This window comes from Ruegeria sp. G12, assembly GCF_056533565.1.
Window position 1 is genome coordinate 743,631 of sequence record NZ_JBQFOO010000002.1, and the last position, 20,419, is coordinate 764,049.

Genomic DNA, 20,419 nt, shown 5'->3' on the forward strand with positions numbered 1-20,419 from the left:
CAGATGAAACTGCAGGACCTCGACATCATCGTCACCGCCCCTCCGGCCCCCGGCTGGGGCGGGCGCTACTGGATATTGGTCAAAGTGACGACCGATACCGGCATCACCGGCTGGGGCGAGTGTTACGCGTCCTCAGTAGGACCCGACGCCATGCGCCACGTGATCCGCGATGTGTTCGAACGGCACATGCTGGGCGAAAACCCAGAAAACATCGAACTGATGTTCCGCCGCGCCTATTCCAGCGGCTTCACGCAACGCCCCGACCTGACGGTGATGGGTGCGTTTTCGGGGCTGGAAATTGCGTGCTGGGACATCCTCGGCAAAGACCGTGACCGCCCGGTCTATGCGCTGCTGGGCGGAAAGATGAATGACCGCATCCGCGCCTATACCTACCTGTACCCCCTGTCCCAGCATAACCTGACCGACTTCTGGACCTCACCGGAACAGGCGGGCGAAACCGCCGCCGAATTGGTCCGGCGCGGATATACGGCGGTCAAATTCGACCCCGCTGGCCCTTATACGATCCGGGGCGGGCATATGCCTGCGATGTCCGATATCTCGATGTCCGTAGCCTTCTGCAAAGCCATCCGCGAGGCGGTGGGCGACAGGGCCGATCTGCTGTTCGGAACCCATGGCCAGTTCAACACCGCAGGCGCGATCCGGTTGGGGCAGGCGCTGGAGCCCTACTCGCCGCTCTGGTTCGAGGAACCCACGCCGCCGGATATGATCGAAGACATGGCCCGCGTCGCGCGCAGTGTTCGCATTCCGGTCGCCACCGGCGAGCGCATGACCACCAAGGCCGAGTTTGGCGCAGTGCTGCGCGCCGGGGCGGCCGAGATCTTGCAACCGGCCCTGGGCCGCGCAGGCGGGATATGGGAGATGAAAAAGGTCGCCGCGATGGCCGAGGTATTCAACGCCCAGATGGCCCCGCACCTGTATGCCGGACCCGTGGAATGGGCGGCCAATGTCCATCTGGCGGCCTCGATCCCGAACCTGTTGCTGCTTGAGACGATTGAGACGCCGTTCCACGATCAACTTATCAAGGGCACGATCCGGGTTGAGGATGGGTTCGTAACCCCACCGTCCGCGCCCGGACTGGGTATTGATGTGGACGAGGCGCTGGCCCGCGCCCATCCCTATACCGGCGACGGGCTGCACCTGCAGATGCAGGAGGAACCCTGCGACTACGTCAACGGCAACGCGTTTCAGGGCGGTGCCCCGGCGACGGAAGAATAGAACCAGCCGAGCGGTATGCCCTGCCCGCACGACCAGCGCCGAGGCCCTAGACAATCCCCAATTCACCCTCGGTTAGTTGGACACATACCCGGCGATCACCTGCAGCAGTTTGAAAGCTGTTGCAGCATCGTTTTCGACCACGGCCAGGAATTCTTCTTCCCCGATCCGCAAACAGGACAGGTCGGTTTCGGCCACCATACTCAGCGCGCGCGGCTCTTTCCGGATCAGGCCCAACTCGCCCACCAAGGCACCGGGGCCGACCTTGATGATCAACTGATCCGGCTCGTCCGCTTGCGGCAGGTACAGACCGGCCTCGCCTTCCAGAACCACATAGGCCCCGTCCGTGGGCTGGTCGTCCTTAAGGAAAATGACTTGTCCGGCGCTGGCCTCGAACCAGCGGGCACCAAAGGCCAGCAGGCGCAACTGCCTGCGGTCGAGCCCGGAAAACAGCGGCGTCTGTTCCAGCGCCCGCAGCTTGCGCGCAAGGTCCGCCGAGGCGGCGCTGTCCTCCTCTACGTCTTTTGGCCCATCGTCCGACACCACACGACCCTGCCGGATTTCGACAAACATGTCGAATACCTCGGGGCTGTCGAAGTGATCGTTCAGATAGATCACCGTCGTCTCGGGCAGCAGTTCGCGCAGGTTTTTGTACACCGCGACCTGCGTTTGCATGTCATAGCTGGCCAGCGCGTTTTGCAGCAGCAGGATGTCGGGCTTCTTGACCGTCGCGCGGGTGAAGGCCAAAGGCTCGGCAAAAACCGCGGGCAGGTTCTGCCCGCCCAAGGCCACCGGGATGTCGTAGATCAGTTCCACTACCAGCGGGCGTGCGCCGTTTTCGGCCAGCACATCCACGATCAGCTTGCGCGCCTCATCCGACCGCGAGGCCCCGATGTCGCTGATCTTCCCAAACAGCGTGTTTTCCATCACCGTCAGGCCGGGGGCGAACCGATCCGGGTCAAGCGGTTCATAGAGGTCATGCAACCGCTCCAACAGCTTTTCCGAATGGCTCTGACGCAATTGCAGAATCCGGTCTTTCAACTCGTCCGTGAAGGCGGGGCCGATCTGTTCGGCCGAGATCGCCAAGGGCACTGCCAGCAGATTGGCAAGCTGATCATCGTCCAGCCCGGCAGCCCCTTCCTTGCGGGTCCGCTCGACCAATTCGACGGCGGTTTCATAAACCCGTGCCTCAAGCCCCAGCTTGCGGAACAGCGGATGATCGGTGCCGTCCAGTCCGAAGATCTGGCGCAGCATGTCGATCACATCACGGGTCAGCGCAATCAGGGTTTCGTCCAGCCCCAACTCGCGCAATTGCCCGAGGAAGACGGTCTGCTGGGCCAGCACCTCTTGCGTGACCGGCACGCGCGGAGTGGCGAACAGCAGGTTTTCGGCCACGGGCAATGCCGGGTTATAAACGTCGCGATCAAAGACTAGCGCCTGTTGCTCCAGCCCCGCCTTTTGAACGGCCTGCTGCACGAGGGGTCGCAAATCGACCAGTTTCTGCGCCAGATCCGGGTGTTCGACCGGGTCAAAAACCTGCTCCGCCCCGCGCTGGAACAGGGCCGCACCAGAGCCCATGCCGTCGATCAGCTGCACCCACCAGTCCCGCAGCGCCTTGGCACTGTCGAGGCCGACAAGATTGGGGTCCAGCCACTCAGTCCGATACGGGTCGGCGCTGTTCCCGGCCCGCAGAGTCTCGGGGAAGCCCGGATCATCTGTGGCGCCTTTAACTGGTTTGAACCGCATCGGCATCATGACGTTGTCGCCCAGCGAGCCCTGAAACATCACCGGTCGGGATGAGGCATATCCGATACGGGACGCCACCACTGCCTGATGCAGGCTCGCCAGATTGTGCCCACCGATTTCGACCCGGCCCGCGCTGGGTAGTATCTCGCGGGTCAGCAGTTCCGCCACCGCGCGCCTGTCTTCTTCGCTAGGCGCGGCGATGCCGATGGTCTTTCCGCTCGGGAAGGTCAGGTTCAGATCATCGAGAACCTGATTGCCGTCCATATCCCGGACCGAGACGCCGTCCAGCACGATGTCCCCATTCAAGCGGGGGCGACCCTCGGGCTCGCCTTCGAACAGGTTTTCATCCTGCATGCCCGCCGGGGCAAAACGCTCGATTACCACATCCCAGCGCAGCGACATGTCCTGCGTCTGGTTGTAGTAGGTCAGCAGTTCCTTCCACGGAGAACTCAGGTCCTTATACGCCGCTAATGCCGCCACCAGTGCCCCCAGCGAGACCGAGCCTTGCAGCACCAGCAGACCGCCGACCAGATAGAACATGAACGGTGTCAGTTGCGATATGAAGTTGTTGATAAACTTCATAAAGAACTTCTTCTGGTAAATCTCGAACCGGATACCGAACAGGCGTCCCAACTGGTCCGAGACCAGCGCCCGCCGATACCGCCAGCCGCCATTGCCCCGAAGGGTCGCAGCCCCGGCGGCGTTTTCGCCGATCTGGGCGGCCAGAACCCGCACCTCCTGAATGCGTTTCTTGTTCAGCAGGTTGATCTGCCGCTGCAGGCGCGGGATCAGCCAGGCCTGAACCGGGATCAGGGCGACGGCGGCCAGGCCGAACCAGACGCTTTGCAAAAACAGAAACGACAGGATCGTCAGCATCTGACCCGCCTGCAGCACCGGCTGGCTGATCGCATCGCCCATCAGGCCGCCCATCGGCTCGCTTTCGGCGGTGATCATCGAGACAAGTTCGCCCTGACTGACCCGTTCGAAATACGGCTGCGGAAAGCGCAGCGCGCGGCTGATCAACTGGTACCGGAAGCGGCGCAGCATCCGTTCGCTCAGCACACCTTTCATGGTGTTGATGCGCATCTTCATCAGCCCGTGGGCCAGCACCGCGCCCAGAAAGGCAAAGCACAGGATGATCAGAAACGTGGTCTGCGGCAGGCTGTAGCCCCAGACATCGACGATACTGCTGGTTGCACCGATCGCGTCGTTGATGATGCGTTTGGGCAGCTCCAGCGTCAGGTAGAGCAGAGGGAACAACGTCGACGTCACGGCCAGCAGGATCAACTGGTCGCGTTTGGAGTATTTCCAGATGAACCGAAAAATCGTGCGTTCTATGGAACCCGCCCCTGCTTCTGATCAATGGTTCGAATTTGGTGTAATGCACGCAAAGTCAACAGCCCGAAGTTACCGTAATCCAACCGAAATGCGCAAATTATTTTGAACCTGAAAGAAACTTTGCCTTGTGTGAACTAGTTCATTTGCGCGACCGTGTTTTAACGCATACTGTTTGTGCAGGACGATATCGGGAGAATGCTGTTGACGGCCAGTATTGGCGCTGTGTTTTTTATGCTCTGCCTTTTGCAGATCAAACATATGTTTGCCGACTTCTACCTACAGACACCAAAGATGCTCGCCGGGCGTGGCGAGTATTTTCACGTGGGCCGCGCGCAACACGCCGCCGTGCATGTTGTGGGGTCGGTCATCGTTTTCCTGATTTTTGGCGCGCCGCTGTCCTTCATCCTGATCATCGCGGCGCTTGAATGGATCATTCACTTCAACATCGATTTCGCCAAAGCCAGCTATTCAGACAAAAACAAGCTGCAGCCGAACCAGCCTGCTTTCTGGCGAGCCGCCGGGCTGGACCAGTTGATGCACAACCTGACCTATGTTGCCATGGTCTGGGCTTGGGTGACTTACGCGACCTGACTGCAGGCTCGCGTCAGGCCACGCGCCGCAGCGCGCTCTTCTGATATATCGACAACCACAACCGGTCCAACGCGTCGATTTTCCGGGGGTCAAACTGGTGCCCGGCCTCCCAATAACGGCCCGATGGAACGTAGTAACCGAGTTCGGCTTCCATCTTCAGCGCAGCCTCCATTCCTTGCGTGGCCACTGGCCGGGGCGCTGTTAGGTCATCGCTGCGCACCGAGGGGAAAACCAACCGGCTCTCACCCTCAGACAATCGCACCACGCGGCATCCCTGAGCGGCGCCAAACAAGCCCAGCCGCGCCGATTTCGCCTCGAGCGAGCGCAGGGTGATGTCGTCACGCAACGGGTCCGCGCGGCCTGATCCGTAGAAATGTGTCCGGCCCTTCGCCGTATAGACCATATCGCAGCCAAAGAAGGCCAGAACCGCAGGCCGCAACGCGGACAGCGCCCAATAGCCTGCGGTAAAGGCCATCGTACCGCCCGCATAGACAAAGCCGCCATATTCGTTTTGACGCGGAACATAGTCATCCGCAGTGACAATCCGCTGCCCGTTGACCAGCGTCTTGGGGCGCTTTGCTGCCGGAAAATCCTCGGGGTGGATCAGAATGTCCCAATCCGCACGGATACGCCAGGCATTGTTGATCGCGACGATATGGGTGAACGGCGCACGCGCCCAATCCCGCGCCCTGAGTGCCGAAGGCGCGCTTCCAAGGATCAGGACTTTGGTCTGCGGGTCGGTCATCACGGGTCCGGCGTTTCAGGCCCCGTGACACCTAGCGCATTTCCGGGTCTCGGCTAGCCCAGTACGGAAAAACTGCTTTCCTCATTGATGGGCCGTTTGCGCGAATAGAACCCGACGTCAATTGTCCGCTTGATATAGGGTAACTCGAATTGCAGCGGCTGGGTGTCGTGGTCCGCCCCGCCCTCGCAATAGTCGATCAGCGCTGCCATCATCTTGCCCGCAATCGGCGCGTTCTTGTACTGGTTCCCGCTGGTGCCACAGGCCATGTAGAACCCGGGCAGGCTGGATTTGTCATAGATCGGAATCCAGTCGGTCGAGGCGTCATACAGGTCCACCACCCCGCGCGTTTTGGACGGAATCCCAAGGCTGGGCACACGTTGCGCATAGCGCATCGCCTGCGTGGTCCACTGATCGGTGAAGTCGTGATTGTAGTTTACATCGTCCTCGCACCACTGATGCGGATCGCATTCCGGGTCTTCCGAGCCGACGAGGATGTGGTTGCCATGCTCGGGGCGGCAATAACAAGCGATGTCGCTGTCCGAGACGATGGTGCCGTCATTCTCAAAGTCGAACCCCTCGGGCGCAGGCACGTGAACAACTTCCTGACGCAGAGGGCGGGTTTCGATGGTCATGTCGTCCAGAACGCCTGCCATCTTGTTGATGATCGCCGATCCGGGGCCCGCGACATTCACTACCACCTTGGCGTGGATTTCCTCGCCCGAGGCCAGTTTGACCCCCGAAACTCTGCCACCTTCGGTAAGGATCTCTACCACTTCAGCCCCGGTGCGCACCTCGGCCCCGTGTTGTTTCGCGGCCTCCATCAGGTTCTGCGCTGACAGGGCCGGGTCTGTGACATAGCCCGCCTGCGGCCAGAACACGCCGCCCGCCATTTTGCGGCCGTTCGACTGGCCGAATTCCGGATCATCCATGCGTTTGGGCGGGGTGAAACTGTCCAGAGAGTAAACCGGCAGGCGTTCGGTGATCTTTTCGGGCGACCACTCCTCGAACGGGCAATCCAGTTCGGCGCTGTTGTGCATGTGCTTTTCGAGCAACCCGTTGGCCTCGGTTTTCATGACCAGACACCCGGTTTCGCGGAACTGCGCCAGATTGGCATCCTCGGGCAGGCCCAGATACTCGGCCCAGTCGCGCCAGTAATGATAGCCCTCCCACGCGAAGGCCGTGCCATCGAAGGTCGAGTAATGCATCCGGATGATCGCGCAGGACCCGGCAGTCGAGCCATGCCCGACCTGCGCGTTGCGATCCAGCGACAGGGTTTTCCATCCGGCCTTGGCCATTTCGAACGCAATGGCGGCCCCGATCACTCCGGTGCCGATGATGATGGCGTCTGGTTGGCTCATTCTGTGTCTCCTTCCCAATAGCGCTTTGAATAGGCGCTGAATTCCGCGACTTCTTTGGGTCGGGGCTCGACACCGGTGAAGACGTAAAGATAGTGCGGCACCATCGACAGCCGCGTTTCCATAGGCTCGTTCAGTTGCGCAAGATCGTATCCGATCTGCATGTAGTACAGGACGCGGGCGCGGGTTTCGGCCTCAACTTCGGGGTAGCCATAGCGCGCGAACATGGCGTGCAACGCCTGCAAGCGCCGCGCGTCGGATTGATCCAACGCACGGCGCACCTTGCCAGATTTACGCGCCCAGTCGCGGACGGCAAAGTCCAGCGCCGTGTCGAACAGATCGGTATTCACTACGCATCGGTGCACGTTGCAGACGGCAGCGGTGATCGTACCTGCCGGAGCCTCAGTCTGCGCGATCAGGGCCGCCGTATTGGTTGCCTGCCAGCGGGCCAGAAGCGCGTCCAGAAGCTCCTGCCGGGACTTGAAATACCAGTAGAAAGACGACCGAGACACGGCCATCCGCTCGGCCAGATTCAGCACTTTGATCTGGTCCACCCCGTCCGAGATCAGTACATCCATCGCCACATTCAGCCAGTCATCGCGCGTGACCTTGATGTTGCCGACCAGAGGTTCGGCCTCGGGATCGTCCCGGTGCAGGATCGGTTTGGTGTTCATTCAACTCTCCGGCGGCGCGCCGCCCTCGGCGGTCCGGCGCGCGATGAAGTCGTTCAGGGCACCCAACTGGTCACTGTCGCCGGGCGGGGCTTTGAAGTTACCAATGATATCCTTCCAGACGCCGGTGGCCCGGTGATTGGCGTCAACCGATCCGCGCTCAGTCCAGGTGCCAAAATTGGCATAGTCATGCACATGCGGCTCGTAGAATTCGGTGTTGTAACGCTCCATCGTCTGGGTGGAGGCGAAGAAGTGCCCGCTGGGCTCGACCTCGCGCAGCGCCGTATCGAACCCGATCTCGGCGGTCCCGGCCTGTGCGCCTGCGCAAAGCTCGGCCACCATGTTCAGCACCTCGGCATCGCAGACCAGCTTTTCGAATGAGACCGAAAGGCCGCCCTCAAGCCACCCGGCCGAATGGATGATCACCGTCGCGCCAGACATCAGGCAGCCCCAAAGGCCGAACTGGTTTTCATTAGCCGCCTGCACATCGTTGATATTCGCCGCCGACCCCGCCGCTGATCGCCACGGCAAACCTAGATGGCGGGCAAGTTGCCCCGCCGCCAGAGAGGCTTGGAAATGCGAGGGCGTCCCAAACGCAGGAGCACCCGATTTCATGTCCACATTGCTGGTGAAGGTCCCGTAGCACACCGGAGCGCCTAGCCCTGCCAGTTGCGTCAGGGTCAGCGCCGCCAAAGCCTCGGCATGGGACAATGTGATGGCCCCGGCCACGGTGATCGGAGCCATCGCCCCCATTAGCGTGAACGGGGTGATGATCGACATCTGGCCGTGGCGGGCAAAGTCGATCAGCCCCTGCGCCATCGGGATATCCAACGTGCGCGGGCTGTTGGTGTTGATGATCGTGTAGGAATGCGGGTTGGCGCGGAATTCATCGTCGGACAGGCCCCGCGCTACCGACAGCATCTCGAAGCAGTCCATCACCTGCGGCGTTCCGCGCGAGAAGAAGAACGGGAACTTGTCCGTCAACTCCATCTGCGCCTTGGTCGTGAAATAGTGGCGCAGATTGGTCGGCACGTCCTGCGGCTCGACCTGCGGCGAGATCATCTGGAACACGTCGAAATGATGGGTGAGTTTCAGGAACTCCAGATAGTCCTGCCCCGTCGCCGGACGCCGCCCGCGTTCCAGATCAGTGGCATTCGGGGCACCCGCGCCGGGCTGGAACACCAGACTGCCCAGTTCCAGCGTGAAATCGCGATCGCGCGCACCGGCACGGCATTCAATCGACTTAGGAGCCGAGGCGACCGCGGCCTCGACCAGATCACGCCCGATGAAGACCATCTCGCTGTCTTCCATCACCTTCGCGCCTGCCTTTTCGAACAGGCGTCGGGCTTCGGGCAGCAAAACCTTTACCCCAAGCTCTTCCAGCGTGCGCAGGGCGGTTTCGTGCATGTCCGCGATCTGATCCGCCGGAAACACCTCCATCTGCGGGAAGGGGTTCCGTAGATGGCGATAGTTCACATTGCGGCTGACGGGCGGAGCGGCCTCGCGCCCGCGTCGCCGCCGCCCGCGGTCCGGGATCTGGCTGCGCATGATCACCCTCTCATCGCCTGGCCCTGCGGGTCATAGGGCGAAGGCGCGAGAACACGCGCGGGCCGTTCAACGCCCACCACATGCACCGACAATTCAGTTCCAGGGGCGGCCTTGTCGCGGTTGACCAGCGCCATGGCCAGCGATTTTCCGGTGTAATGCCCGTACCCGCCCGAGGTCACAAACCCGACGCGTTCGCCTTCGGCCCAGATCGGCTCATAGCCGCTGGCATCGGCATCGAGCGCATCCACCTCGAGCGTCACTTGAACCTGCGCCGGTCCGTTGCCGTCACGTTCCGCCACTGCCGCCTCTTTGCCGACGAAGTCCTTGCCCCAGTCGATCCAGCGGTCCATACCGGTCATGCCCGGCGTGTAAAGCTGCGTGAATTCCGCCGACCAGATGCCAAAGCTCTTTTCCAACCGGGTCGAGAGCATTGCGTTGAACCCGCATTCCCGGATACCTTCACCAGCCCCGGCCTCCAGCAGTATTCGACGCAGCTTGATGTGATCGCCGTAGCGGCAGTTGATCTCGTATCCTTTCTCGCCCGTCACCGACATGCGGGCGACGCGGGCGCGGACCAGACCGATATCGAAATCGCCGCAGCCCATGAATTTCAGGCCCGAGATATCCTGTTCCGCCAGCTTCTCGACCACCGCTTGCGATTTCGGTCCAACCACGGCGAAGCCACAGTATTCTTCGCCCAGATCACGCACGGTCACACCGTCCATCATGTGATCGTCGAACCAGCGCATATGCCAGGCACGCAGGTAGTAGCTGCCCATGATCCACCAGGTGCCATCGCCCCAGTTCAGCACGGTCAGATCGCCCTTGAGCCGTCCGTTCTCACCCAGCATCGGAGCCAGCTTGGCCCGACCCGGCGCGGGCAGTTTCGAGGCCATAACCTTGTCGAGCCACGCTTCGGCGTTCGGACCGCTGACTTCGAACCGGGAAAAGCCGGATATATCCATCAGGCCCACGCCTTCTCGGATCACCTTGCATTCTTCGGCCACAATGTCATGCGCGTTTGACCGCTTGAGCGTCGGCGTTTCCTCAAACCCTTTCGGCGCAAAATACAGCGGCACTTCCAGATCCCAACTGACGCCCCATTTGCACCCGGCATCCGTCATCGCGTCATGCGCCGGGGCCATTTTCAGCGGACGGCCTGCGGGCAGTTGCTCGTTCGGATAGGTCATAACGAAGCGGCGCGAATAAAACTGGCCGGTTGTCTCGCGGATGTACCGCTTGTTCTGCGCGAAATCCCCATAACGGGCCACATCCATCGGCCAGGCATCGGCCTCGGGCTCGCCATGGATCATCCACTCGGCCAGCGTCTTGCCAACGCCGCCACCCTGCAGGAACCCGGCCATCACCGCACAGGCCGACCAATAGCCGCGCTTGCCCGGCACAGGACCGACCAGAGGGTTGCCATCCGGCGAGAAGGTAAATGCGCCGTTCACCCATGTCTTGATGCCGACATTCTGGATCGACGGGTAGCGTTCAAAGCCCAGCGTCAATTCGTTCTCGATCCGGTCGAGTTGCTCCTGAAACAGTTCCTCGCCATAGGTCCACGGCGCGCCGTCCATCGCCCAATGTTCGTGGTCGACCTCGTAGATACCCACCAGAACACCCTTCTGGTCCTGCCGCATATAGGTGAAGCCTTCGAGGTCCACGGTCATCGGCATCTCAAAATCCGCCTGCGCAACCTCGGGCACTGTATCGGTGATCAGATAGTGATGTTTCAACGGTGAGACCGGCAGTTCGACCCCGGCCATGCGCCCGACCTGTTTGGCCCAAAGGCCCGCGGCATTGACCACATGCTCACAGGTGATCGTGCCCTTGTCGGTTACAACCTCCCAACCGTCAGCCGTTTGCGTCAGGCTTTCGACCTTGGTTTCCTCATAGTACTCAGCGCCGCGTTTCTTGGCTGCCGTTGCATAGGCCTGCACTGTGCCAGTGGTATCGATGTATCCTTCGCGATCCGCCCACATCGCGCCCAGCACGCCGTCGGTGGACATGATCGGGCAGCGTTTCTGCGCTTCTTCGGGCGACAGCAATTCGCAATCATCAATGCCGATGGATTGGAAAATGCGATAGTTCGCCTGCAACCACTCCCACCGTTCGGGCGTTCCGGCCAGCGTCAAACCGCCGGTCATATGCAGACCGATATTCTGGCCCGACTCCTTCTCGATCTCACTCAGCAGGTCGATTGTATAGGCCTGAAGGGACGCCATGTTCGGATCGGCGTTCAGCGCATGAATACCGCCCGCCGCATGCCAAGACGATCCCGAGGCCAGCCGTCGCCGTTCCAGCATGACAACATCGGACCAGCCGAACTTGGCCAGATGATACAGAACCGAGGCACCGACAACGCCACCCCCGATGACCACAACGCGATACTGAGATTTCATCCTGCACTCCCCTGCATGACTCGCCGGGAACGCTAGACGCACTGTTCACTTCTGTCTAGACATTTCTGTCCAGTGCCGTTCGTGGAATCCCGGCACCCCTTTCGCCAGGTTTTATAGCTGTGCGCTGGGGCGAGACTTAACCTTGTCGAACCACGCCTGAGTGGCCGTATTGCCCTCGGGGATTCGCATTTTGATGACCCGGGCGAAATCGACGAACACAAAGGCCGAGATATCAGCCAGCGTAAAGGTGTCACCCGCAACAAAAGCGCTGTCCTGCAACCGGCTTTCCAGCAGGTCAAAGAACGCCTTGGTCCTCTCAAGACCGCGTTGGGCCAGATCGGGGATTTGCGCGAAGTTGATCGGCCCCGGAATCGCCCTGTCTGCGAAGGCAGGATGCGAATTGCGCAGGGCCTCGCCGATTGGCACGCCGCCCTGTTGCTCGACAATCGTGTTCCACATCAAGATCAGACCCTTTTCATCCGGGGTTCGGCCCATCAGGGGCGGCTCTGGGAAGCGCGCTTCCAGATAGGCCGTGATGCCCAGATTTTCGGTCAGAGCCGTGCCCTCATCCGTCACCAGAACCGGGATCGTGCCACGGGGGTTCACGGCCAGAAACGCCGCGCCCAACTGCTCGCCCTTGGCGATGGAGATGTCGCGGATCTCAACCTGCAGCCCTTTTTCCGCGATGAACATTCGGGCGCGGCGCGGGTTGGGGGCGGTTGAGCAGTCGTAGAAGATCATCGGCGGCCTCCTTAACGGCGATAGATGAAACAGCGCCCGTCGACTGCGCCTTCAGGCAGGGGCAGTTCGGTCAACGCGTCAAAATACATCCGGTCACTCGACACCATAAGCCCGCCTTCGGCCAAAAGCGGTTCGATCAGCGGGGACACAAACCGCGCGAACGCATCGTTCTTTTCGCGGTTATGCCCGCCCAGGTCGGCGTGGATCAGACTGGCGGTCGCCCCGAACCGATCAACCGATGCAGGCAAAGTTTCGCGCACGTCACCAAGAATGACCCGGTCCTCGGGCGGGGTGGAATCGGGGTGCGAGGCGACGGCGCGTTCGAACACAAAGACCGGGCGGTCATGGATATGCTGCATCATGTGATGATAGGTCCGGCCATTGCCCAGACCCAGTTCGAACACCGGCCCGGTCATGCGGGACGTCTGCGCAATCGCATAATCCAGACAGGCGCGCTGCGACACCATGCGGTCGATGAACAGATCCAGACGGCTTTGATTCTCGGACACGGGGAATTCTCTCCTTGATACCAATGGCCAGCATAGATCTGGCTGTCGTTGCCCTAGATGACAAAAACTCAAGACTTTGTGTAGCCGTGAAGGCTAAGGTTTCACATTCCCGCGACGTTTCAACGAAAGAACGGGTTTGACTACACAGGCAGAACCGCGCGACACTGAGCAAAAAATCACGGGGAGTTGATAGCCGATGTCACCGACCGGCCCGGCGGGTGGAAGACCCGTATGAGCGCATTGTTGTCCGTCAGAGACCTCAGCATAGGCTTTGGCGCAGGGGAACCTGTGGTCAAAGACGTGAATTTTGATGTCGATGCCGGGCAGACCCTTGCGCTTGTGGGGGAATCGGGATCGGGCAAGACCATCTCGTGCCGGGCAGCTTTGCGCATTCTGCCCCGCACGGCCCAGATTCGCAGTGGCACCATAACTCTGAACGATTCCAAGGGCCTTGCCGACCTGACACAAATCAGCGAACGGGAAATGCGCGGCATTCGCGGCAACCGGATTTCAATGATCTTTCAGGAACCGATGCGGTCGCTGTCTCCGCTGCACAAGATCGGCAATCAAGTGTCCGAAGTCTTGTGGTTGCATCGCGGCATGTCTGAGGCGCAAGCCCGCAAAGAGGTTCTGACCCAGTTCGAGCGCGTCGGTTTCCCCGACCCGCAGCGCGCCTATGACTCGTATCCGTTCGAACTGTCGGGCGGCATGCGTCAGCGCGCCATGATCGCGATGGCAATGGTGGCAAAGCCCGAATTGCTGATCGCGGACGAGCCCACGACGGCGCTGGATGTGACCACACAGGCGCAGGTTCTCGGGCTGATCAAGGACCTGCAGCGCGAGACGGGAATGGCGCTGATCCTTGTCACCCACGATCTGGGCGTTGTGGCCAACATGGCCGAGCAGGTGGTGGTCATGCACAAGGGCCGGGTGATGGAAGCGGGGCCCGCCGCGCCGATCCTGACCGCCCCGGCGCACCCCTATACCAAGCAGCTTTTCGACGCCGCGCCCGAGATTCCGGATCAGGAGGCGGTCGGCCTGCCGATGCCCGACGAAGACCTGATCCTGCAGATGAAGGGCGTGTCCAAGACCTATACGATGCGGTCCAGCAAGGGCTGGCAGTCCGACAAGGAAATCCACGCCTGTCGCGGTGTTGACCTGAACCTTGCGCGCGGCAAGACGCTGGCAATTGTCGGCGAAAGCGGCTCGGGCAAGACCACCGCCGCCCGCATCGCGCTGGGTGCCGAACTGCCCGATCCGGGCGGAGAGATTCTGTTTCGGACCGAGCCCGGCGCGGACCCGATCCCCGTCCACAGCATGAGCCGCGAGCAGCGCACCGCCTTTCAGCGCAAGGCGCAGATGGTGTTTCAGGACCCCTACAGTTCCCTGAGCCCACGCATGCGCATTCAGGACGCCATGACCGAGCCGCTGGAGATTCACCGCATCGGCTCCCCCGCAGATCAACGGGACAAGGCGGCCGAGATGCTTCAGCGCGTCGGTCTGAACGCCGACATGCTGAAACGTTATCCGCACGCGTTTTCCGGCGGGCAGCGCCAGCGCCTGTCGATCGCGCGGGCAATGATGCTGGACCCGCAGTTGATTGTCTGTGACGAACCGACCTCGGCCTTGGATGTCTCGGTTCAGGAACAGATCCTGACGCTGCTGGAAAACCTGCAGGACAGCCTGAACCTGTCGTATTTCTTCATCTCGCACGACCTTGCGGTCGTTGCCCGCATCGCTGACGAAGTCGCGGTGATGCGCCGGGGTCTTGTCGTAGAACAGGCCCCACCCGAAACACTTTTCTACAATCCGCGCCACCCCTACACCAAGGCGCTGATTGCCGCTCAACCAGAACCCGACATCAACCGCCCAATCGACCTCAAGATGGTCTCGTTGGGCGCCGGTTCGCCGGACAGTTGGGAAGAAGCCTTTCGTTTCTCTGACACCGTGCTACCCTCACTGGTGGAATTGGAACCGGGCCATAAGGTACGTTGCCATGTTTAAGACCACTCACCCCCTGATCCTTGCCGCTGCGCTGACGGCAGCATGGATGCTGCCCGCCACGGCAGAGCTACCGACCCCGCAGGAAAACGCCTTTTGGGCGTCTGAAGTACAGGCCAAGCATCTGCCCCCTGTGGAAGAGCGCCTGCCGAAAGAGCCCCTGGTCGTCGATCTAGCCGCAAAAGGGCGCGAGTTCGGAACGCCCGGCGGGACGCTGCGCACGATGGTTACGCGGTCCAAGGATATTCGTCAGATGGTCGTTTACGGCTATGCACGGCTGGTTGGCTTCGACGAAAACTATGAAATCGTCCCCGACCTGCTGGAGTCGTTCGAAAACGAAGACAACCGGAAATTCACCCTGAACCTGCGCGAAGGGCATAAATGGTCCGACGGGTCACCCTTTACCTCGGAAGATTTCCGGTACTGGTGGGAGGATGTGGCGAACAACGAAATGCTCAGCCCCTCCGGCCCGCCTGACTTCCTTGTTGTCGAGGGCAAAGCGCCGACCGTGTCTTTCCCTGATGAGACCACAGTGATCTTTGAATGGGCCGACCCCAACCCCGATTTCCTGCAGTCTTTGGCACAGGCGCGTCCGCCTTTCATCTACCGCCCGGCTGCCTTCCTGAAACAGTATCATGAGAAATTCGCCGACCCCGAAGAAATCGCCTTTCTGGTCGAGGATGCCCGCGTCAAAAGCTGGGCCGCGCTGCACAACAAGCTGGACAACCTGTATAAGTTCGACAACCACGAACTGCCCACGTTGCAGCCTTGGGTGAACGCAAGCTCGGGCAAGAAAATCCGCCACAACTTCGTGCGCAACCCCTACTACCACCGCATCGACACCAACGGGGTGCAACTGCCCTATATCGACGTTGTCGAGATGGAGATCGTCGCCCCCGGTCTGGTCGCTGCAAAGACCAATGCAGGGGAAAGCGATCTGCAGGGCCGTGGGCTAGCGTTCCGCGATGCCTCGATCCTGAAAAAGGGCGAGGCGCAGGGCAACTACAAGACGTTGCTGTGGAAAACCGGCGTAGCCTCGCAGATCGCGATTTATCCCAACCTGAACTTCTCGGATGAAGGCTGGCGGGATGTGCTGCGGGACGTGCGCGTGCGCCGTGCGCTGTCGCTGGCCATTGACCGTCAGACGATCAATCAGGCACTGTATTTCAAACTGGCCAAGCCGGGCGCGATGTCGGTCCTGCCCGCCTCACCCTTCTACAGCGAAGAAAACGCACAGGCCTGGGCGGAGTTCGATGTTGAACAGGCCAACGCTCTGCTGGATGAAGCAGGGCTGGATCAGCGCGACAAGAATGGCATCCGGTTGCTGGCCGATGGCCGCCCGATGGAGTTGGTGATCGAAACCGCAGGCGAACGGCAAGAGGTCGAAAACGCCCTGCAGATCGTCACGGATAACTGGCGGGATGTCGGCGTTAAACTGGTGATGCGCCCGCTGGACCGCGATATTCTGCGCAACCGTGTGTTTGCCGGTAATACGATGGCCTCGGTCTGGTTCGGCTGGGATGATGGCATCCCGCAGGCGCATACCTCACCCGCCTATCTGGCGCCGACCGATCAGGTGTTTCTGGCCTGGCCCAAATGGGGTCAGTATTACCAGACCGGCGGCGAGGTTGGCGAAGCCCCCGATATGCCCGAGGCCGAACGCCTGATGACCCTGGCCCACGACTGGGAAATCGCCACGACCGATGATGAGCGTACCGCCGCCTGGACCGAGATGTTGAACATCCACGCCGATCAGCTTTACGCCATCGGCATCCTGAACGGCGCACCACAGCCCATTGTCATCTCCAACCGCCTGCGCAACGTGCCGGAAGAGGCCATGTGGGCCTGGGACCCCGGCGCGCATTTCGGCATACACCGACCGGACGAGTTCTTCTTCGCCGACTGACAGGAGCAGCAAAATGATAATGCTGCGCTATGCGGTGTACCGCTTTTTCACGATGCTGCTGACGTTGCTGGTGGTGTCGGTGCTGGTCTTCGTGATCATCAACCTGCCGCCCGGCGACTACTTGAGCAACCAGATCGCCGAACTGCAGGCCTCGGGCCAGTCCGCCGGTGTGGCCAAAGCCGAGTTTCTGCGCACCGAATATGCGCTGGATCGCCCAATGTGGGAACAATACCTGATCTGGATTGGCTTCTGGCCCGGCCCCCACGGTTTTGCCGGATTGCTGCAGGGCAACTACGGCTGGTCTTTTGAGTTCGACCGCCCGGTCTCGGAAATCGTCGGCGACACGCTTTGGCTGACCGTGGTCGTCAATCTGGCGGCAATCCTGTTTGTCTATGCCGTTGCCTTGCCGCTGGGGGTTCTGGCCGCGGCGCGGTCGCGAACCTGGATCGATTACACCTCGGCCTTTGTGGGTTATCTGGGTCTGGCGACGCCGAACTTTCTGCTGGCGCTGATCCTGTTCTACTACGGACATCAGTATTTCAACCTGCCCATCGGCGGCCTGATGGACCCCCGGTTCGAAGGCCAACCGATGAGTTGGGACAAGCTCAAATCCATCCTCATCCACCTGATCGTGCCGACCTTTGTGATCGGCACCTCAGGCGCGTCGGCCATGATGCAGCGCCTGCGCGCCAATATGCTGGATGAGCTTGGTAAACCTTACGTGGAAACCGCCATCGCCAAGGGCATGGCCCCGTCGCGGATGCTGACCAAATACCCTCTGCGTGTGGCCTTTAACCCGTTCGTGGCTGATATCGGCAACCTGCTGCCCTCGATGGTGTCTGGCTCAGTTCTGGTCTCGGTCGTTCTGGGGCTGCAGACCATCGGCCCGACCCTGCTGACAGCGCTCAAGACACAGGACCAGTTCCTGTCCGCGTTCATCCTGATGTTCGTCGCCCTGCTGACGCTGATCGGCACGATGATCTCCGACATCCTGCTGGTCATGCTTGACCCGCGCATCCGGTACGAGGGGCGCGAAGCATGACCGACCGCCCCGACGATCGCTATGTCGATGACGCCCCGTTTGACCCGGAGGCATCCGTTCAGCAACTGGAACGCGCCGATCTGGACGCCCCGAACTGGGTACTGGTCTGGCGTAAATTCAAAACGCACAAGCTGGGCCTGATCTCGGGCATCTTCCTGCTACTCTGCTACCTGATGCTGCCCTTCGCAGGCTTCATCGCCCCCTACGGCCCCAATGACCGGAACGGAGAGCACCTCTATGCCCCGCCCCAATCGGTGAACTGGTTTCATGAGGGTGAGTTCGTCGGACCGTATGTCTATCCCATCATAGCCGAGGCCGATCTGGAGACCTTCCAGTGGAAATTCGTCCCCGACACGGACAACCCTCAGCGCATCCGGTTCTTCTGTGCAAGCTCGGAATACAAGCTGGCGGGCCTGATCAAGACGGACAAGCATCTGTTCTGCGCACCCGAAGGGTCCACGCTGTTCCTTTGGGGGTCTGACCGTCTGGGCCGCGATATCTTCAGCCGCATCCTCTATGGCGCGCAATTGTCGCTGACCGTGGGCCTGATCGGCATTTCGGTGTCCTTCTTCCTCGGCATCCTGTTTGGCTCGATGGCCGGGTATTTCGGCGGGCGCATCGACTGGGTCATCAACCGGGTCATCGAAATCCTGCGCTCGCTGCCCGAACTGCCGCTCTGGCTGGCGCTGTCCGCCGCTGTGCCGTCAAACTGGAGCCCCGTCGCTGTATTCTTCATCATCTCGATCATCCTCGGCATCCTCGACTGGCCCGGACTGGCGCGATCCGTGCGTGCCAAGTTCCTGTCGCTGCGTGAAGAGGAATACGTGCGTGCGGCCGAGATGATGGGCGCAAGTTCCGGACGGGTGATCCGGAAGCACCTGCTGCCGAACTTCATGTCTCACCTGATCGCCTCGGCCACCCTATCGATTCCGGCGATGATCCTTGGGGAAACGGCGCTCAGCTTCCTTGGCCTTGGTCTGCGGGCCCCGGCGGTCAGTTGGGGCGTGATGCTGAACGATGCACAGAACCTCGCATCGATCGAGATCTACCCGTGGACGGCCATCCCGATGCTGCCGATCATCGTGGTGGTGCTGGCGTTCAACTTCCTTGGCGACGGTCTGCGCGACAGTCTGGACCCCTATCAGCAATGAGCCTGCTTGCGTCCCTTCCCGCCACGGACAGCTACAAGACCACCGGCTCGGGTGCCCTGCCCAGCGCCTTTGCCGTTTCGGAACTGGCAACCGCCAGCTTCGCGGCGGTCGGTCTGGAACTGGCCCGTCTGATGAAAGCCCTGAACTTGACGGGCGCAGAGGCCGAGGTTTCTGTCGATCACCGTCTGGCCTCGCTGTGGTACGGGTTTTCGTTCCGCCCCGATGGGTGGGATATGCCCAGCTTGTGGGATGCGATTGCCGGAGACTATCGGGCTTCGGATGGCTGGATCAGATTGCACACCAACCTGCCGCATCATCGCGCGGCGGCTCTGAAAGTTCTGTCCACACAGGCGGATCGCGACGCGGTGACGCAAGCCGTCCGGTCTTGGAAGATCACCGATCTGGAAAACGCAGTCGTGGCGCAGGGTGGCGTTGCTGCCGCCATGCGCAGCCGGACCGAGTGGTTGGAGCATCCGCAGGGCCGTGCGGTATCCCGCGATCCGCTGATCAGTTGGCAGGGGCCGCGCCCGGTTGCGCTGCGGGACCGGCCTGGGGTCACGGCAGCACGCCCCTTGGCCGGGTTACGTGTGCTCGACCTGACCCGCGTGCTGGCCGGGCCCGTTTCGACCCGCACGCTGGCCGGGTTCGGCGCGGATGTGCTGCGGGTTGATCCCCCGGATTGGGACGAGCCCGGCGTGATCCCCGATATCTCTCTGGGCAAGCGCTGCACCTATCTGGACCTCAAATCACCAAAGGGGCTTGAGCGGCTGCAGGACCTGCTGGCACAGGCGGACGTGTTTGTGCACGGATACCGCCCCGGTGCACTGGACGCGCTCGGGCTGACCAAGACCAAACGCGACGAGCTTGCCCCCAACCGGATCGAGGTGACGCTGGACGCCTATGGCTGGCAGGGCCCGTGGTCAACCCGGCGCGGCTTTGACAGTCTGGTCCAGATGAGCGCCGGAATAGCCCATGCAGGGATGGAGTGGGCCCAGGCCGACAAGCCAACGCCCCTGCCCGTTCAGGCGCTGGATCACGCGACCGGCTACCTGATGGCCGCCGCCGTCCTGTCGGCTCTGGCCGAGGCCGCGTCGGGCAATTCGGTCATGTACGCCCATCTTTCGCTGGCCCGCACTGCGGAACTTCTGGCCCGGCTCAGCAAGTCCGGCGGCAGCGATGAGATCGGCGCGGCCGAACCCACCGACTTCGCCCCCGCCTCCGAGGCATCGGGCTGGGGCCCCGGCCAGCGCCTGAAACCCGCCCTTACCGTGGGTGAAACAAAAATGCGATGGGAGTTGCCCGCCCAGAAACTCGGAGCTTCTAAACCGGAGTGGCCCTAGCCCTCCTGACGCACCCGCCGCGCGGCACGCGCGGCGCGGCCCAACGCTTTGGATTGCGTCTCGTCAGAGACGCACCTCAAAGGGGCGGGAGGGGCCC

The 20,419-nt window shown here is 61.4% G+C and carries 15 protein-coding genes; 7 read left to right on the plus strand and 8 right to left on the minus strand.

Annotated features, from left to right (window positions below; genetic code table 11):
- Window positions 1-3 precede the first annotated feature (3 nt).
- Complete coding sequence (locus tag ACR0JN_RS07525; RefSeq protein ID WP_480884969.1) at window positions 4-1,236, plus strand: mandelate racemase/muconate lactonizing enzyme family protein; 1,233 nt, start codon at window positions 4-6, stop codon at window positions 1,234-1,236.
- Between the two features lie 72 nt (window positions 1,237-1,308).
- On the opposite strand, the gene ACR0JN_RS07530 is transcribed toward ACR0JN_RS07525, so the two are convergent.
- Window positions 1,309-4,305: a cyclic nucleotide-binding domain-containing protein gene (locus tag ACR0JN_RS07530; RefSeq protein ID WP_480885019.1), complete on the minus strand. Its 2,997-nt coding sequence runs from the start codon at window positions 4,303-4,305 to the stop codon at window positions 1,309-1,311.
- Between the two features lie 207 nt (window positions 4,306-4,512).
- Here ACR0JN_RS07530 and ACR0JN_RS07535 point away from each other — a divergent pair, with 207 nt between their 5' ends.
- Window positions 4,513-4,908, plus strand: coding sequence for a DUF3307 domain-containing protein (locus ACR0JN_RS07535; RefSeq protein ID WP_480884970.1), 396 nt, complete (start codon window positions 4,513-4,515; stop codon window positions 4,906-4,908).
- Window positions 4,909-4,921: 13 nt separating this feature from the next.
- Here ACR0JN_RS07535 and ACR0JN_RS07540 read toward each other — a convergent pair whose 3' ends face one another.
- From ACR0JN_RS07540 to ACR0JN_RS07570, 7 genes are all read right to left on the minus strand, one after another.
- On the minus strand, window positions 4,922-5,653 hold the full coding sequence (locus tag ACR0JN_RS07540) for a hypothetical protein (protein WP_480884971.1): 732 nt from the start codon (window positions 5,651-5,653) through the stop codon (window positions 4,922-4,924).
- Between the two features lie 53 nt (window positions 5,654-5,706).
- Window positions 5,707-7,011 carry an NAD(P)/FAD-dependent oxidoreductase gene (locus tag ACR0JN_RS07545; protein WP_480884972.1) on the minus strand — a complete coding sequence of 435 codons (1,305 nt, stop codon included), beginning with the start codon at window positions 7,009-7,011 and terminating at the stop codon, window positions 5,707-5,709.
- A complete protein-coding gene (locus tag ACR0JN_RS07550) occupies window positions 7,008-7,682 on the minus strand; it encodes a TetR/AcrR family transcriptional regulator (RefSeq protein WP_480884973.1) in 675 nt (224 codons plus the stop codon). Before ACR0JN_RS07550 ends, ACR0JN_RS07545 begins: the two co-directional genes overlap by 4 nt.
- Window positions 7,683-9,227, minus strand: a complete 1,545-nt coding sequence (locus ACR0JN_RS07555; RefSeq protein WP_480884974.1) for a trimethylamine methyltransferase family protein — start codon at window positions 9,225-9,227, stop codon at window positions 7,683-7,685.
- Window positions 9,228-9,229: 2 nt separating this feature from the next.
- Window positions 9,230-11,632: a GcvT family protein gene (locus ACR0JN_RS07560; protein ID WP_480884975.1), complete on the minus strand. Its 2,403-nt coding sequence runs from the start codon at window positions 11,630-11,632 to the stop codon at window positions 9,230-9,232.
- A 111-nt stretch (window positions 11,633-11,743) separates the two neighbouring features.
- Entirely contained in the window at window positions 11,744-12,373 is a 630-nt protein-coding gene (locus ACR0JN_RS07565; protein WP_480884976.1) for a glutathione S-transferase family protein, read from the minus strand.
- 11 nt (window positions 12,374-12,384) lie between these two features.
- Window positions 12,385-12,882, minus strand: coding sequence for a class I SAM-dependent methyltransferase (locus tag ACR0JN_RS07570; protein WP_480884977.1), 498 nt, complete (start codon window positions 12,880-12,882; stop codon window positions 12,385-12,387).
- Between the two features lie 231 nt (window positions 12,883-13,113).
- Here ACR0JN_RS07570 and ACR0JN_RS07575 point away from each other — a divergent pair, with 231 nt between their 5' ends.
- The 5 genes from ACR0JN_RS07575 to ACR0JN_RS07595 are packed head-to-tail and all read left to right on the plus strand — an operon-like array spanning window position 13,114 to window position 20,322.
- Window positions 13,114-14,886 carry an ABC transporter ATP-binding protein gene (locus tag ACR0JN_RS07575; RefSeq protein ID WP_480884978.1) on the plus strand — a complete coding sequence of 591 codons (1,773 nt, stop codon included), beginning with the start codon at window positions 13,114-13,116 and terminating at the stop codon, window positions 14,884-14,886.
- Entirely contained in the window at window positions 14,879-16,789 is a 1,911-nt protein-coding gene (locus ACR0JN_RS07580) for an ABC transporter substrate-binding protein (RefSeq protein ID WP_480817110.1), read from the plus strand. Before ACR0JN_RS07575 ends, ACR0JN_RS07580 begins: the two co-directional genes overlap by 8 nt.
- 13 nt (window positions 16,790-16,802) lie before the next feature.
- On the plus strand, window positions 16,803-17,831 hold the full coding sequence (locus ACR0JN_RS07585; RefSeq protein WP_480615459.1) for an ABC transporter permease: 1,029 nt from the start codon (window positions 16,803-16,805) through the stop codon (window positions 17,829-17,831).
- On the plus strand, window positions 17,828-18,982 hold the full coding sequence (locus ACR0JN_RS07590; RefSeq protein ID WP_480884979.1) for an ABC transporter permease: 1,155 nt from the start codon (window positions 17,828-17,830) through the stop codon (window positions 18,980-18,982). Before ACR0JN_RS07585 ends, ACR0JN_RS07590 begins: the two co-directional genes overlap by 4 nt.
- Window positions 18,979-20,322, plus strand: a complete 1,344-nt coding sequence (locus ACR0JN_RS07595) for a CoA transferase (protein WP_480884980.1) — start codon at window positions 18,979-18,981, stop codon at window positions 20,320-20,322. The genes ACR0JN_RS07590 and ACR0JN_RS07595 overlap by 4 nt, the downstream gene beginning before the upstream one ends.
- Window positions 20,323-20,419 lie beyond the last annotated feature (97 nt).